Annotated in this window: 14 protein-coding genes; 5 read left to right on the top strand and 9 right to left on the bottom strand. The window is 41.8% G+C overall.

The window, feature by feature from the left end; genetic code table 11:
* Nucleotides 1-13: 13 nt before the first annotated feature.
* The 3 genes from CLV99_RS03845 to CLV99_RS03835 form a co-directional block, all read right to left on the bottom strand.
* Nucleotides 14-1,099, bottom strand: a complete 1,086-nt coding sequence (locus CLV99_RS03845; protein WP_133583165.1) for a FecR family protein — start codon at nucleotides 1,097-1,099, stop codon at nucleotides 14-16.
* Nucleotides 1,100-1,144: 45 nt separating this feature from the next.
* Nucleotides 1,145-1,711, bottom strand: coding sequence for an RNA polymerase sigma-70 factor (locus CLV99_RS03840; protein ID WP_133583164.1), 567 nt, complete (start codon nucleotides 1,709-1,711; stop codon nucleotides 1,145-1,147).
* Between the two features lie 248 nt (nucleotides 1,712-1,959).
* Nucleotides 1,960-3,870, bottom strand: coding sequence for an amidophosphoribosyltransferase (locus tag CLV99_RS03835; protein ID WP_133583163.1), 1,911 nt, complete (start codon nucleotides 3,868-3,870; stop codon nucleotides 1,960-1,962).
* A 114-nt stretch (nucleotides 3,871-3,984) separates the two neighbouring features.
* Here CLV99_RS03835 and CLV99_RS03830 point away from each other — a divergent pair, with 114 nt between their 5' ends.
* The gene (locus CLV99_RS03830; RefSeq protein WP_133583162.1) at nucleotides 3,985-4,818 is read left to right on the top strand and encodes a helix-turn-helix transcriptional regulator; all 834 of its coding nucleotides are present in this window, start codon (nucleotides 3,985-3,987) and stop codon (nucleotides 4,816-4,818) included.
* Nucleotides 4,819-4,921: 103 nt separating this feature from the next.
* Complete coding sequence (ygiD, locus tag CLV99_RS03825) at nucleotides 4,922-5,806, top strand: 4,5-DOPA-extradiol-dioxygenase (protein ID WP_133583161.1); 885 nt, start codon at nucleotides 4,922-4,924, stop codon at nucleotides 5,804-5,806.
* A gap of 12 nt (nucleotides 5,807-5,818) precedes the next feature.
* Here the strand turns inward: ygiD and CLV99_RS03820 are convergent, their stop codons facing one another.
* Nucleotides 5,819-6,157: a Rieske (2Fe-2S) protein gene (locus CLV99_RS03820; RefSeq protein WP_133583160.1), complete on the bottom strand. Its 339-nt coding sequence runs from the start codon at nucleotides 6,155-6,157 to the stop codon at nucleotides 5,819-5,821.
* Nucleotides 6,158-6,281: 124 nt separating this feature from the next.
* Between CLV99_RS03820 and CLV99_RS03815 the strand changes: the two genes are divergently transcribed.
* The 3 genes from CLV99_RS03815 (at nucleotide 6,282) to CLV99_RS03805 (ending at nucleotide 8,836) form a co-directional block, all read left to right on the top strand.
* The gene (locus CLV99_RS03815) at nucleotides 6,282-7,259 is read left to right on the top strand and encodes a helix-turn-helix transcriptional regulator (protein WP_133583159.1); all 978 of its coding nucleotides are present in this window, start codon (nucleotides 6,282-6,284) and stop codon (nucleotides 7,257-7,259) included.
* 67 nt (nucleotides 7,260-7,326) lie between these two features.
* Nucleotides 7,327-7,908, top strand: a complete 582-nt coding sequence (locus CLV99_RS03810; RefSeq protein ID WP_133583158.1) for a GNAT family N-acetyltransferase — start codon at nucleotides 7,327-7,329, stop codon at nucleotides 7,906-7,908.
* Nucleotides 7,909-8,098: 190 nt separating this feature from the next.
* A complete protein-coding gene (locus CLV99_RS03805) occupies nucleotides 8,099-8,836 on the top strand; it encodes a class I SAM-dependent methyltransferase (RefSeq protein ID WP_133583157.1) in 738 nt (245 codons plus the stop codon).
* A gap of 5 nt (nucleotides 8,837-8,841) precedes the next feature.
* Here CLV99_RS03805 and CLV99_RS03800 read toward each other — a convergent pair whose 3' ends face one another.
* From CLV99_RS03800 to CLV99_RS03780, 5 genes are all read right to left on the bottom strand, one after another.
* Nucleotides 8,842-10,014 (bottom strand): MFS transporter, encoded by a 1,173-nt coding sequence (locus CLV99_RS03800; RefSeq protein WP_246032688.1) that lies wholly within the window; start codon nucleotides 10,012-10,014, stop codon nucleotides 8,842-8,844.
* A gap of 117 nt (nucleotides 10,015-10,131) precedes the next feature.
* Complete coding sequence (locus tag CLV99_RS03795; protein WP_133583156.1) at nucleotides 10,132-10,605, bottom strand: DinB family protein; 474 nt, start codon at nucleotides 10,603-10,605, stop codon at nucleotides 10,132-10,134.
* Between the two features lie 163 nt (nucleotides 10,606-10,768).
* On the bottom strand, nucleotides 10,769-11,647 hold the full coding sequence (locus tag CLV99_RS03790; RefSeq protein WP_133583155.1) for a hypothetical protein: 879 nt from the start codon (nucleotides 11,645-11,647) through the stop codon (nucleotides 10,769-10,771).
* 79 nt (nucleotides 11,648-11,726) lie between these two features.
* Nucleotides 11,727-13,994: an aconitate hydratase gene (locus CLV99_RS03785; RefSeq protein WP_133583154.1), complete on the bottom strand. Its 2,268-nt coding sequence runs from the start codon at nucleotides 13,992-13,994 to the stop codon at nucleotides 11,727-11,729.
* Between the two features lie 49 nt (nucleotides 13,995-14,043).
* A complete protein-coding gene (locus CLV99_RS03780; protein ID WP_133583153.1) occupies nucleotides 14,044-16,806 on the bottom strand; it encodes a bifunctional aconitate hydratase 2/2-methylisocitrate dehydratase in 2,763 nt (920 codons plus the stop codon).
* Nucleotides 16,807-16,921 lie beyond the last annotated feature (115 nt).

Genomic DNA, 16,921 nt, shown 5'->3' with positions numbered 1-16,921 from the left:
AATTGATTGTTCATTATTTTACGAGGATGTTTCTCCCCTGTATTTCAAACTTCACTTTACCAGTACGTTCCAATGCGTTCAGTACTTCATAAAGTGACCTATCCCGAGGTATCATCCCATCGAAAGATTCATTTTTATATTTTTTATCCTTCCAGATAAAGGATACGTCATACCATCGTTCCAATTGCTTCAGGAGACTCTCTAGACTTTGGTTACTGAATGCAAAATCGTTGTCCTTCCATGCCAGTGCAATATCGAGGTCTACTTCTTTCACCTGTATTCCTTGGGCCGAAAGCACGGCTTGTTGTCCAGGCTTCAACACCTTGCTTCCGCCGAGTTTGCTATCCTCTATCGCGACACTACCTTCTTCTAGCGTAGTCAATGCAACCAATTCGTCATCGTAACTTGCTACACTAAAGCGCGTACCTAATACTCGAACCAACTGTCCTTTGGAGCGCACCGAAAAAGCAATAGGATTACCACTCTTTTGGTCCCGTCGCTTAGCGACATCAAAGTAGGCCTCACCACTTATCGTTAGTTCACGCACATTAGCTACTGCATTGTAAGCATAACTTAAAACTGAACTTGGATTTAGTACCGTCGAAGACCCATCAGGCAATAAAAGCCTAATACTCTTACCTTTTGGTGTCGTTACTGTAAATCGTTCTTCAGCAAGGACCTTTCCAGTATCGATATACTGCGTGAGTCCATTTTGTTCATCCAGCGTAAACTCCCGTCCGTCGGCCAAGGTCAATATAGCGCCCTCTTCATTGGGCAAGATATGCTGCGTATTCGCTACAGTGATAGGCTCTGGGCGTTCCATATTGGTGATATACAACAGTGACAATATCCCTATTGCGGCGGCAGCTACGCTACCTGCCCAACGCCAAATTTTGGGTCCTGATTTTTTAGTTGCTAGTTCTTGAGAAATTCCCGTCCACATCTGATCACCTACCGCATAGATATCATCTGTAAACTGGAGCATCGTGTTATCTTGTACAGCTTTATTATACCACTGTTGGATGGTCTTCTTCTCTTGTTCTGTACAGGTTCCGTCGATGTACTTTTTCCAAAGTTTTTCAATTTCCTTATCCTCCATAAAAGTTATATTGACTAGTTTATATAGAGTACAAGCAAAAGCAGACTAGGTGGACATAAAAAATAAAAAAAAAGTAAAAATTATTTTCGTCATACCTGAGCGTATGATTTTAAGGGCCCTGTTGATTGTCTTTTTCACATTATCCGTCGTCACTTTCAGCTGTTCTGCAATCTCCTTATGGCTTAGATTCTCCACACGAGACATCCGAAATATGGCTTGCATTTTTGGGGGTAATGCTTCTATTCCCTTTTCAATCTCTGCCTCCAACTCTTTGTACAGGATATCTTCCTCTACATGGAGGTATTCATCAAAATTATGGACAGGAAAGGTTCTTTTAAGGTACTTTTGTTCGACTTTGTTCCGTAAGGACTGATTGATCACACGGTTGCGCAGGGAAACGTAAAGAAACGGCTTTATCTTTTCAAAATGAATTTTCGACCTGTTTTCCCAAGCATAGATAAACAAATCCTGCACGATATCCTTCGCTTCTTCTTCGTCCCGTAGCATACGGACTGCGTGGCTATACAGCAATGGCCAATAACTCATGTAGACCTGATAAAAAGCCGTCATGTCGCCATCTTGGATCTTGTTAAATAAAATGCTGTCGTCCATTCTACAAATTAACGGCTCTCTGATAACATCGCATTCTAGCTATCTGTATGCAAAACATCAATACCTATCATCGCGGAGCCCGAACGGGATAAATATACAACTTACACCATAAAGCTTATTAAAATGGACATTAATCCATTATTTTGATACAATAATACCAACTAAAACAATAGTAATTTATCTATTTAGCAATAAAAAAGGCTAACCCTAGTGGATTAGCCTTCTCTATATGCTATTACATATTGCGATTACCTACTAAAATAAGCTCTCACATTCTTTCCTTCTACCCAATTCATGAAGGCTTTGTTGACTACTTTGTTTCCTCCTGGAGTAGGATAATCTCCAGAGAAATACCAGTCACCTCTATGATTAGGACAAGCAATATGTAAATTATCCAATGTTTGGAAAATAACAACCAGTTCTGCGTTCAAATCGTGTGGTCTTACGATTCGAGCTATTTCAGCAGATATTTCCTCGTCCGTAAAAGGTTCGTAGATTGCTTTTACGTAATTCTCGATTTCGTCTTTCGGTTTTACGATAGAAGCGACACATTTTTGATAAACCTCATCAATAATATGCGACATCCCTTTGCGTTTCAACAGGTTTATTGCGGCTTCGAAAGCGACAAACTCGCCCATTCTTGACATGTCAATACCGTAACAATCCGGATAGCGTATCTGCGGTGCTGATGATACAATTACTATCTTTTTAGGGTGCAGACGATCGAGGATAGTCAATATAGACTGCTTCAATGTCGTACCTCTTACGATAGAGTCATCGATAGCGACGATAGTATCCTCGTGATCACGTACGATACCATAAGTTGTATCATAGACGTGCTGTACCATATCCTGTCTATCTGCATCTTGCGTAATAAAAGTACGTAGTTTTGCATCTTTTACATTCAGCTTCTCAAAACGTGCATGTATACTTAAGATATCGTCCAATTCCTGATCTGAGATTTTCTCATCCCTATTTAATAGGATGTTTTTCTGATAATCCCTTACATACTTACTCATTCCTTCCATCATACCATAGTAAGATACCTCGGCCGTATTAGGAATAAACGAGAACACAGTATTTTTGATGTCGTTGTCGATAGACTTCAACACTTGATCACATAATAACTTACCTAGCGACTTACGCTCTTGGTAAATATCCGCGTCCGATCCTCTAGAGAAATAAATACGTTCGAAAGAACACGATTTTTGCTCTACAGGCTGTCTAAACATCTCTTGCGAAATGGAACCGTCCTTCTTCGCAATCAGCGCATGTCCCGGTTTGATTTCTTGTACTGCTTCCAACGGAATGTTAAAAGCTGTTTGAATCACAGGTCGCTCGGATGCCACAACCAATACTTCGTCGTCTTGGTAAAAGAATGCAGGGCGGATACCCGCAGGATCACGCATTACAAAAGCATCACCATGCCCCAAGATACCAGCTATAGTATAGCCACCATCCCATGTTTTAGCCGAACGGGTCAAAATCTTAGCGACATCAAGGTGCTTACCGATCTGAGCAGATATCTCTATATTAGAATAGCCTTCTTTCTTAAACTGGTCGAACAACTCTTGATTCTCATCATCCAAAAAGTGACCAATCTTCTCCAGCACAGTAACCGTATCCGCTTGTTCTTTAGGGTGTTGCCCTAAGTCATAAAGCTGCTGAAGCAGTTCGTCCACATTCGTCATATTGAAATTCCCTGCTACCACTAGGTTACGGGTCATCCAATTGTTCTGTCTCAGGAAGGGATGGCAACTTTCGATGCTATTTTTACCGTGTGTACCATAGCGCAGGTGCCCTAGTAATACCTCTCCTGTAAAACTAACATTGTCTTTAAGCCATTGCGTATCCTTAGATTCCTTCGGATAAGCCTTATTTACAGCTGCAAATTTTTTCTGAACGTATTCAAAAATATCTGCTACTGCTGTAGATCCCATAGCTCTGTACCGGCTGATGTACCGGTTACCTGGTTTTACATCAAATTTAATGGTTGCAATACCAGCCCCATCCTGTCCACGGTTATGTTGCTTCTCCATAAGAAGATACAACTTGTTAATCCCGTAGTAAGGAGTTCCATATTTTTCCTGATAATATGAGAGGGGTTTTAATAGTCTGATAAGTGCAATACCACACTCGTGTTTTATAGCGTCACTCATAGCTTGAATTGATGATGCAAAGGTACAAAAATTAGAGTTCTTACTAAAGCACCCCTGCATTTTTTTAAGTAAAAAACTTTCGGGTGACATAATCCCTTTGCTTATCTTTAATCTATGGACGAATTATTCAAAATTTACAAGGTTGATATACAGGAGGCTAATCGCATCAAGAACAGCACCAATCTACCCCATAAGCATGATTTTGAAGAACTCATTATCGGTATGGAAGGGCAATTGGCTCATTTTATCGATTATCAAGAACAGCATTGGCAGGCTCCCTTTATCACCTTTGTTACAAAAGGCAAAGTGCATCGAGTGCAGCCTGAAGCTCTAAACGGAGTGTGCGATTTTTGGGTAATACGTTTTAAAAGTGAGTTCATCCCCGAGATTACTTTTCAACTTTATAACACCTATCATGACCATGCAAATTTCCAGCTGCAAGACCGCGCAGGCATCCACCGTCTCGACACGCTGTGTCAGCTGATAATGCAGGAAATAAAACAGCCTGTACCCGAGCTTGCGATTATACGGAGTTTCCTATCTTCCCTTTTTGTCCTTATCGAATCGGAACGTAAGAAAGCATTGGGTGACAGGGATTCAACTTCTGCTCCCGCTCAAGACAGCACTTTTCAAAGCTTTCTAGCGATCCTTGAGGAAAATTTCAGACGTCCCGAGGGCGTTAACTTTTACGCTGATAAGCTCTTTATGACGCCCCGTGCACTCAATGGAATAACCCAACGGATCCTGCAGCAAACCGTTTCGGAAATCATCGAAACACGCAAACTTACAGAAGCGAAAAACCTTCTTTTCAGCACCGATAAGAATATTGCGGAAATCGGATTCGAACTAGGATATAGTGACAAAGCTTACTTTACGAGCGTATTTAAAAAGAAATCCGGGATGACACCAAGCGAATTTCGCCAAGATATGCGCTCACAGATTGCATAATCCTTATACTCTTTTACGCTATTTTCATACCTGATCGGCAAAAACTGCCTTAAATTTGTATTATATATTTTCATACGCTAAAAACATCAAACAAATGGAAGATATGAATAGAAAGCAATTTTTGACTGCAGTTGCGGCACTTCCGCTAACGGGAGCGGCTGTTAAACTGGGTTCTCTCCATAGCTTTGCCAACACATTGGACACTACAGACAAGATGCCTGTATTATTTTTAGGGCATGGTAGCCCGATGAATGCTATTGAAGACAATGAATTTGTCCAAGGTTTCAAGAATATAGGTAAAGAAATAGAAAAGCCTCGAGCCATTTTGGTTATCTCGGCACACTGGGAGACCCGTGGCACCTATGTTACTGCTATGGAGAATCCAGCCACTATACATGATTTCGGGGGCTTTCCGCAAGCACTTTTTGATGTGCAGTATCCCGCTCCGGGTTCTCCAGAGCTCGCTAAGCTCACCAAAGAGATCATTACATCGACCGAAGTACACCTCGATGAGAAATGGGGACTCGACCACGGTTCTTGGTCTGTAATCAAGCACCTCTATCCAAATGCCGATGTTCCGGTCATACAAATGAGTATAGATTATACCCAACCGGCCTCTTACCACTATGCGCTAGCGAAAGAGTTAGCAGCCCTGCGACACAAGGGGGTCCTAATTGTCGGTAGTGGTAATATGGTACACAATCTTCGAATGGTGTCCTGGTCACATATCAATACGACAGGCTATGCCTTTGATTGGGCGAAGCAAGCCGATGAGAAAATGAAGAAATATATCGTAGAGCGCAATCATCAGGCACTAATTGACTATGACAAGCAAGGTGCAGAATTTCAAATGGCTATCCCCACTCCAGAGCACTACATGCCGTTGCTATATAGCCTAGCGTTACAGGAAAAAAATGAAGAGCTAATTATCTTTAATGATCAAGCAGTAGCGGGTTCCCTCACCATGACATCCTTAAAAATAGGATAAAGCCACCACTCCTTATAGCTTAGCAAACAGTCGTTGAAAGAAGTTGTCTTTTACCTCAATACACCATCTGTCCGCAACAATTTGAAGTGGATAGATGGTGATAAAGTTGCCCTGCCCCTGTGCACCCCTCCCTGTTTTCAGATCAAACTCTTGCCGATGGTAGGGACATACGACAACCCCATCTTTACACCATCCTTGATCCAGTGGAGCTCCTGCATGTGGGCATTTCCTTGAAAAGGCAATCCACCGCTCATCATGGAAAACCAAACAGAATGTCAGTCCCGATACCGAAACCTGTCGTATTCTCTCATCAGTTATCAAATATTCTTCTGGTATCTCGACCCATGCCATGATATAAACTTACATAAAATAGAAATAAAGTCCATAAATAAACGTCAGATCCCTATTTATTTCAAGTTCCCTATCGATTATATAAAGCTTTTTTTCTAAGTTTAAGCTCAATAAATAGATTAAAGTGTCCGTTGATTTAAAAAAGAGATTTGACCGGATTGTAGAGATTCTGATCCAATTACAATCCAAAAAAGTGATTAAAGCCCAAGAGCTGGCTGATCGTTTTGAGGTAAGCTTACGTACCATTTATCGCGATATCAAGAGTTTAGAGCAAGCTGGCGTGCCCATTATTGGCGAAGCCGGTAGTGGATATTCTTTGGTCGATGGTTACCGCCTCCCTCCTGTGGTATTTACCAAACAGGAAGCCATGAGTTTTATCGCTGCAGAAAAGCTGATGGAGAAATTTATGGACAAAAAACTCATGTCAGACTATAAATCAGCTATGTACAAAGTGCGATCTGTACTCAAGCACAGTGAGCGAGATTCTATCAGCGTGATCGAGAACCAGATTATAATGGGCAAATCCAGCTATGATACCTTTAATCAATCAGTTCCCCATGCCCTGCAGACTGTATTCGAGAGTATTGCACATAAACGACAGATAGCCCTATCCTATCAAGGAGCCAATGACGGACAGCCCGATACCAGGGTAATCGAACCTATAGGCTTATTTCACGAAAACAACTTCTGGTACATTGGTGCCTATTGTCTAAAAAGGGAAGACTACAGGCAATTTCGGGCCGACCGTATTTTCACTATAGATCTCCTTGCGCAGACGTTTACCCAGCAGCATATCAGCCTTGAAGAACTAATGACCAACCGGAAAAACAATATTCCTCCCCTAGCCATACATATACGTGTAGGTCTTGATATCGCTACACATTTAGATTGGCAAAAAAAATATTTTGGCTTCACACACGAGCAACGAACGGATCGATATGTAGATCTGTTTTTCGAGTACAGAGGTACTTTGGATTATTTTGCTCGTTGGTTTATGATGTTTGCCGACGATGCTTGGATTATCGGTCCTCCTCTACTTAAAGATCGGGTAGAGACCATTCTAACCCAGAGCATACACGGCATCAAAACTCTAGTTACATAGGCTTCAGGTCTTTCTAGTAAATCGACTCATAGTCAAAACAAAACTGAACAAACAGAGTTAACTAAGCATGACATACAATAGTTCAATTCCATCCATCATCCGACTTTCCGAAGAAATTGACTTACGGATCAGTTCTCCAGATCAAGCTGAGGCACTTATTCAAGCAATTGAAAACAACAGAACCTACCTTGGTGAATTTCTTCCGTGGGTTCCCTATATGAATACTTTGTCTGACAGTATTACCTATCTTACCCAGTCACAGGTCAACTGCGCAGCGGGTACAGAATTAAGTTACAATGTCTATAAAAACAACACATTAATCGGTCGCATAGGCATACATCAGATTGATCGATCTAACAATAATGCCTCAATAGGCTATTGGCTTTCCGAAGGGGCTCAAGGGAATGGAATCATTACGACTTGCTGTACCACTCTAATAGATATTGGATTCGAACAATTAGATTTTCACCGTCTAGAAATCCTCACGGCAACGCATAACAGGAAAAGTTCCGCCATTCCGATACGCTTAGGCTTCTTTCATGAAGGTATCATGAGACAGGTAGAACGCCATGGCAATCAGTATTTCGATCTCAATATATTTTCTATACTAAAAGAAGAATGGAAAGAAATATGCAAACAAAATATCTAATTGCGGAATGACAGATGAACAATCCACAGCTTAGTGAGCGATTCCAGATGATAGACTAGAATAGTAGAAAGAGTGTTGTTGTAAAAACCAAAGTGCACGTTCATATTGCGTTCCTGCAAAAATAACATGAATTAAATTCGTTGACTTTTACAGAATATTTTTGCTAATTTTATAGAAAAGATATGGCACCATGAAAGATAACTTCTCTACTATATCCGACCAATACGCGAAGTTCAGACCGGACTATCCCCAAGCTATCTATGATTTCCTATATCCTTTATTAAAGCAAAAAGAATGTGCTTGGGATTGTGCGACTGGCACTGGCCAGGTTGCCCGCGAACTAGCAAAGGACTTTATTACCGTAGAAGCTACCGATATGAGTGCCGAGCAGTTGAAGCATGCCTACCCCGCCGACAATATAAAATACTCCGTCCAGAAAGCAGAACATACCACATTTGCAGATGATAGCTTTGACCTTATTACGGTCGCTCAAGCAGTACATTGGTTTGACTTCCATCAATTCAACGATGAAGTAAAACGTGTAGGAAGGTCAAATAGTGTGATTGCTCTTATCGGCTATGAACTCAACAATATCACTCCTGAAATAGATACCATTGTACGGGCTTTCTATACCGACGTCGTTGGTTCGTATTGGGATCCGGAAAGGCGACACGTGCAGGACCGTTATCAAAACATTCCTTTTCCCTATCGTGAACTGGAGACTCCAGAGATTACAAATATCAAACTTTGGCAACTAGAAAACCTGATTGGCTATCTGAATACCTGGTCGGCGGTACAGCATTACGAAAAGAAAAACGGCAATAACCCGGTGCGGCAGATTGAGGATGATCTTCGTAAAGCTTGGGGAAATGTAGAGACTAGAAGAGTCAATTTCCCTATTATCTTCAAGGTAGGACGTGTCAAATAAGCGCCTTAGGCGCTCACTTTTCTAGCGAATAATAGATGGGCCAGCAGCGCCATGGCATTAAAACCAAAGCCTACAGCACAGACACCTGTCCATTGTCCATATTGCCATGCCCAAGAGGCCACCAAGGTCCCTAAGGAACCACCAATAAAATACGAGACCATGTATACCGTATTCAGTCGATTGGTTGCCTTCGAATCAATAGCAAAAAAATCAGTTTGATTCATGATATGTGAGGCCTGAAGCCCCAAATCGAGTAAGATAATACCTATGACTAGTCCCCAATAGGTCTGGCCAGCACCAAAAGTAAAACCCCAGCTCACTAATAGAATAAGCAAAGCCGCCAATATCACCTTATAGTTGGACCACTTGCGTGTAAATCGTCCTACCGAAGCAGCGGCCAATGCTCCTACGGCCCCCACAATTCCAAAACTACCTACTACTGTCGCGCCCACATTAAAAGGAGGTCCCTCCAAATGAAAAATCAATGTTGTAAATACCGCTGACATCCCCGCAAAAGCCATTGCACCTCTAAACGACGCTAATCGTAGCAAAGCATGCTTCTTGGCCAAATCAAACACGGAGCGAAGCAAAGAACTATAAGTTCCTTTAAAATTGGGCGTCGGATCCGGCAGAAGCTTATATATCCCCAACCAGGTCAGCACCATCAGCCCTACAGCGATCGTATACATTGTCCTCCAACCCCAAAGGTCTCCAACCACCCCACTCAGCATACGGGACAGTAATATCCCCAACAATAATCCCGACATCACCATACCGATATTAGCGGAACGCTGCTCTGTTGTAGAAAGCTCCGCAGCCATTGGCACAAATAGTTGAGGAACGACCGAGGCCACTCCCAAAATAAAGTTTGCAACGCATAACATCCAAAACTCCTTGGCAAAACAAATCCACAGCAGACAGGCTATCACGACCAATAGATCCAACAGCACTAATTTCCTTCTCCAAACCTTGTCCCCAAGCGGCACAATAAATAGCAATCCACATGCATAGCCCATCTGTGTTAGGACGGGAATCTTTCCTGCCGCAGCTTCTCCAATGTCAAAATCGGCGGCTATTAAAGACAATAAAGGTTGGTTGTAATATATGTTGGCTACGACCAGTCCTGATGATATGGTCATCAGCCATAGTGTAGACTTACTTAATTTAATGGATTGCACGATCTATCTCCTTTAGGTCGCTAACTTACAAAATGCTCTTTAAAAATCCGGTAGAATAGTCCAATAAAAAACGGGACTCCCTTGGAGAGAATCCCGCTGTTTATCTTTTCGACATCATTAGTATCTTTCCCAGAAAAACGGAGGTTCAATACCTAAAGCTCTGAGATATACGTACCCCTGTGCTCTATGATGTACTTCATTATCTATAAAATACTGGATATTCTCTACGATAGGAAATTCATATTCTCCAAAAATCTTAAAGTTTTCCTGAAACCGATCTATTGAGATCTGCTCGAACAATTCATTAATCTTTACTGTATCGGCATCCCATCTCTCTAGGAGTTCAGCCTTTGTCGCTAATGGTAAATCGTGATTATATTTCTCAATCACATTAGTCACTATACTCTCCAACCCTGGGACAGCGATAGACAATATTTCCTTTACCATATCAGAGAAAGGACGCATTCCTCCGATTGAAAAATTAAACAGATCCTGCTCAGGAAACTTCTCGATTGTACGTCTAGTCAACGTACGGTGTCCTTGCCAATTCTTTAAAAAATCTCCTTTTGAGACGATACCTTGTGTGTTCATATCTTTATATCTTTTGATTATACTCCAAAGGTACCTCGGTCCTTGACAAAGGTATGTCAACAGCCTATCGGCAACTCCAGTTTTTTTTAAAAAATCAATAAAAAAGGTCTTGCTCTATTGAACAAGACCTTTTTTATTCAGTGAACGAATATGTTACTCCGTTTTAGAATCTAAAACCAAGCACCCAATAGTTTTCAAAGAACCAAATGGTTTGCGATGCTTTATCCACACCTCTTCTTCCTGTAGTCTTAATGTTATTAAGATCAGTAAATCCGGTCTTAAAACTGCCTTGCAAATACATCCACTTTAGAAAATGATACTGTACACCTGCCTTTGCAGCAAAACCATACCCTGCTATATTCCAATAATGATTCTCTCCTAAGCCAAATAGGCGTACATCTGATCTCGGAACCAAAAGCCCTCCTTCTAATCCGATCTCAGAATTCACCGATTGCTTGCGCGACTTGGACACCCAGATATCATCATAACGCTCTATCCCTACGGCTGCAAAATTGTACCCATCGGTATGCTCGAAATAAAGATCACTTTCATTAAGCGCTAAGTAATCTCCATCCTTAGCCTCACCAAATATTCCTGAAGGTACACCAGGCTCTGAAACCATCTTGTCAGCATGTCCTACAAACTTAACAGTCTGTGGCATATCGACAACGTATTTCATATGATCCCAGCCTAAAGAGATGCTGTAATTGTCCTTAATAAAATATCCAAAATGAAGGTTAAATTGAGGAATGGTAATTCTTCCTGGATCGATATATGTCCATCCCAATTTTGTAGGTCTATCGGATGCTTTTACATCCTTTAGTGTAAAATCATATCCAGGGCCCTGGAAGCGGATATCACTTTTTGCGTAACTGGAGAAATTATACCCCCAATGTGCAAAGAACTTTCCTTTATTACTTTTAAATCTATTATACTTAGGGTTAAAAATACTTTTTGCTACCCCTACTCCAGAATCAGAAACTTCAACAGCTTCTTGTGCCATCGCTGAAAAACCGATAGCCATTGCTCCTAACAGGAGCATTGTTGTTTTTTTTAGCATTATTAGGAAAAAAGGGAATCCCGGTAGCGTTTACCGGGATTCCATATTATTATTTGAAAAATTATTTTGCTTGGTTGGCACGGATAATATTTAATGCACCACCAGCTTTAAACCACTCGATTTGTTGTGCATTATAGGTGTGATTTACCGTGATACGCTCCTCAGAACCATCCGCATGGTGTAATACTAAAGTCAATGGTTTGTTTGGGGCAAACTCAGTCAATCCGATGATATCGATATTATCCTGTTCTTGGATTTTATCATAATCGTCTTTATTGTCAAAAGTCAAACCTAACATACCTTGTTTCTTCAGGTTTGTCTCGTGGATACGGGCAAAAGATTTTACTAATACGGCACGAACTCCCAAATGACGAGGCTCCATAGCAGCATGCTCACGAGAAGATCCTTCACCATAGTTTTCATCTCCTACAACTATAGATCCGATACCGGCTGCTTTATAGGCACGTTGTGTCGCTGGAACAGCACCATACTCGCCTGTCAACTGATTCTGTACGTTATCCGTTTTATCGTTAAAGTAATTTACTGCTCCGATCAAAAGATTATTAGAAATATTATCCAAGTGACCACGGTATTTCAACCAAGGTCCAGCCATAGAGATATGATCCGTCGTACATTTACCTTTCGCTTTGATCAACACTTTCAACCCCTTTAGGTCTGTTCCTTCCCATGGAGCGAATGGCTCTAACAACTGAAGACGATCTGAAGTCGGCGATACCTCTACCACTACGGACGATCCGTCTGCTGCCGGTGCTTGATATCCTGGATCTTCTACATCGAATCCTTTCGTCGGCAATTCATCACCTGTTGGTGGGTCTAACTTAACCTGTTCGCCATTCTTGTTCGTTAATGTATCCGTTACAGGGTTGAATCCCAAGTCGCCCGAGATTGCAATCGCAGCAACCATCTCTGGTGAAGTTACGAATGCATAAGTATTTGGGTTACCGTCAGCACGTTTTGCGAAGTTACGGTTGAAAGAGTGTACAATTGTGTTCTTCTCTTGCTTGTCCGCACCTGCACGATCCCACATGCCGATACATGGTCCACAAGCATTGGTAAATATCGTTGCGTTCAAGTCTTCAAAAGTCTTTAAAAGTCCATCACGATCTGCAGTATAACGTACTTGCTCCGAACCTGGGTTAATACCAAATTCTGCTTTCGTTACCAAACCTTTATCAACCGCTTGACGAGCGATAGATGCTGCACGTGCCAAATCCTCGTAAGAAGAGTTTGTACACGAACCGATCAATCCCCACTCTACTTTCGTAGGCCATCCATTCTTCTGTGCCTCTTCACGCATACGTGAGGCTGGTGTATACAAATCCGGTGTGAAAGGTCCATTCAATGAAGGCTCTAATTCCGAAAGGTTAATTTCGATCAACTGATCAAAATACTCCTCTGGATTTGCATATACTTCGGGATCTGCTGTCAGGTGACCTTTGATTGCATTGGCTGCATCAGCTACATCTGCGCGATCCGTCGCTCTCAAATAGCGCTCCATCGATGCATCGTAACCGAATGTAGAAGTCGTCGCCCCGATTTCAGCCCCCATATTACAGATTGTACCTTTACCTGTACAAGATAGGGACTCCGCTCCATCGCCAAAATACTCTACGATAGCGCCTGTTCCACCTTTTACGGTTAGGATACCTGCTACTTTCAGGATAACATCTTTCGGTGCTGCCCATCCAGACAATTTGCCTGTTAATTTTACACCAATTAATTTAGGGAATTTAAGCTCCCACGGTAGACCGGCCATCACATCACACGCATCCGCACCACCGACACCAATCGCTACCATCCCTAATCCACCTGCATTTACCGTGTGTGAATCCGTACCAATCATCAAACCGCCTGGGAACGCATAGTTCTCCAAAACCACCTGATGGATGATACCGGCACCCGGCTTCCAAAATCCAATGCCATATTTATTTGATACAGAACTTAAAAAGTTAAACACCTCCGAGCTTTCACTCTTAGCGCGAGCCAAATCCTTATCTGCACCTTCCTTAGCTTGAATCAAGTGGTCACAGTGTACCGTCGAAGGTACTGCTGCCTTGGCACGTCCCGCTTGCATAAACTGCAACAAGGCCATCTGTGCCGTCGCATCCTGCATCGCTACACGATCCGGTGCAAAGTCCACATAAGACTTACCACGCTCATAGGCTTCAGTTGCATTGCCCGACCAAAGGTGCGTGTATAAGATTTTCTCAGAAAGTGTCAACGGTTTATTCACCATTTTACGAGCCGCCGTAACGCGTTCTTCGTATTGTGAATAAACTTTTTTAATCATGTCTATATCAAATGCCATATCTCTTAATATTAATTTATGTTGATTTAATGACTCTCTATATTATTTTTTACTTGGTAGCGACCGGCGTAAACTTTGTTAGGTTGATACCCTCTACAGCGGCTTTATACTCGCCGATATTAGGGATTCGTCCTAGTATAGCTGACAACACTACTACTGGAGTAGATGCCAATAAGGACTCTCCTTTCTTGCCATCTCTATCCTCGACAACACGTCCCTGGAATAAACGGGTTGATGTTGCCATAACCGTATCTCCTTTTGCTGCTTTCTCCTGATTACCCATACACAGGTTACAACCTGGGCGCTCTAGGTACATGATATTCTCATATTCTGTACGCGCTGTGTTTTTAGGTAAAAGATCACTAAACTCAAATCCAGAATATTTTTGTAGGTATTCCCAATCGCCTTCTTCTTTCAACTCGTCGATGATATTATAAGTAGGAGCTGCTACTACCAAAGGAGCTTTAAACTCTACTTTTCCAGTTTGCTTTTCTAAGTTCTTCAACATTTGAGAAACGATTTTTAAATCGTCCTTATGCACCATACAAGACCCCACAAAACCAAGGTCAACTTTTTTATCACCACCGTAGTATGTTAAGTCGCGAATCGTATCGTGTGTATAACGTTTAGAAACATCTGCATTATTCACATCAGGATCGGCAATCATAGGCTCTTCAATGATGTCCAAATCAATAACCACCTCCGCGTAATACTTCGCTGTAGCATCCGGAGTCAAAGCTGGCTTCTCACCAGATTCAATTTCCGCGATTCTTTTGTTCGCTTTATCGATTAGTCCTAGTAATACCTTATTATGATTATCCATTCCTTTGTCAATCATAATCTGGATACGGGACTTCGCAATCTCTAGGGACTGAATCAACGTGTCATTTTCAGAAATACAGATAGAAGCTTTTGCTTTCATTTCTGCTGTCCAATCTGTAAATGTAAAGGCTTGGTCAGCTAATAAAGTACCGATATGCACCTCGATGATTCTACCTTGGAATACGTTTTCACCTCCAAACTGCTGCAACATCTGCAATTGTGTAGCATGAACCACATCACGGAAATCCATGTGCTCTTTCATATTTCCTTTGAAGGTAACTTTTACCGACTCTGGAATTGGCATAGACGCCTCACCTGTAGCTAACGCCAGCGCTACCGTACCCGAGTCAGCACCAAAAGCAACGCCTTTGGACATTCTCGTATGCGAGTCTCCACCTATGATGATCGCCCAGTCATCGATCGTGATATCATTCAATACTTTGTGGATTACATCCGTCATTGAATGGTAGCTATCCTTAGGGTCACGTGCAGTGATCAATCCGAAGTCATTCATAAATTTCATCAATTTAGGAATATTAGCCTGTGCCTTTTTATCCCAAACCGATGCCGTATGACAGCCTGACTGATAAGCACCATCCACGATAGGTGAAATCACGGTTGCAGCCATTGCTTCCAACTCCTGTGCAGTCATCAATCCTGTAGTATCCTGCGAACCTACAATATTAACCTCTACACGTACATCAGACCCCGCATGCAATACTTTACCTGGCGTTACTCCAACTGCATTTCTATTAAAAATCTTCTCGACCGCTGTAAGCCCCTGTCCTTCGATAGAAATCTCTTTAGAAGGTGCGAACACCGTTGGTGCTTCGATATTTAGCACTTTTGCAGCAAAAGTCTGTATCTTCTTACCAAAAACGATTGCGTAAGAACCTCCGGCTTTGATAAACTCCATCTTTTGAGGAGTCAACGCTTTTGCGATATCAATAAGTTCTTTATCGCCGTTATATAACTTCTTAGTTTTTGTATTGATGGTTAAAACAGTACCTGTCTCTACCGAATACACCTGCTCTAAAACAGGTTCATTCTTTTCATTGCGGACTACTTCACCATTCTCATCTACTTTCTTCACCCAGTTTTTAAGGTCGATACCGATTCCACCAGTAACATCTACTGTAGTCAAAAATATCGGAGAGATACCATTTGTTCCCCCTACTATAGGCGCGATATTAACAAAAGGAACATAAGGGCTAGCTTGCTTACCTGTCCATAGTGCCACGTTGTTGACACCAGACATACGCGAAGACCCTACTCCCATTGTACCTTTCTCAGCCACGAGCATCACACTCTTATCAGGGTGCTGTGCTTGTAGCGCTCTGATTTGCTCTTGTGCTTCTGGCGTAATCATACACTTACCGTGTAACTCACGGTCAGAACGCGAATGTGCTTGGTTACCTGGAGAAAGCAAATCTGTAGAGATATCCCCTTCACCAGCAACAAATGTTACGATTTTGATTTCCTCAGCTACCTCTGGAAGTTTTGTAAAGAACTCTGCTTTCGCGTAGCTTTCTAAGATATCCTTAGCAATTGCATTACCGTTATTGTAAGCTTCTTTCAAACGTGCAGTGTCTGCCTCATACAAGAAAACTTGTGTTTTCAGTACATCGGCTGCTTTTTGAGCATTAGAAACATCTTCCCCTAAAGCAAAATCCAACAACACCTTTATCGATGGCCCACCTTTCATGTGAGACAAAAGCTCGAAGGCGAAATCTACTGTAATCTCTTCAACAGCGGCACGACCCAATATAATTTCTTTCAGGAATTCAGCTTTTACACCAGCTGCACTCGTTGTCCCTGGTAGGGTATTGTAAATAAACAATTGAAGCGAGTCCTTTCTATATTCATTCTGTGTGTCTTTAATCTGCTCAATTATCTGACTCAGTAGTTCTGCGCTATCTATTGGTTTTGGATGTAATCCTTGGGTTTTTCTTTCTTCAGTTTCTTGTAGATACTCTTTATAAATGCTCATTATGCTTTTTTAATATATTTTTCGGACGTTATTTTTAATTGTAAAAAGACCGTCTGTTTTTCTGTTTGTGTATATTCTCAATAGGTTGTAGACTAAGCAATGACAATATATGCTA

The sequence above is a fragment of the Sphingobacterium yanglingense genome (assembly GCF_004363245.1).
Lineage (GTDB): Bacteria > Bacteroidota > Bacteroidia > Sphingobacteriales > Sphingobacteriaceae > Sphingobacterium > Sphingobacterium yanglingense.
This window is presented reverse-complemented; position numbering and strand designations above follow the sequence as displayed.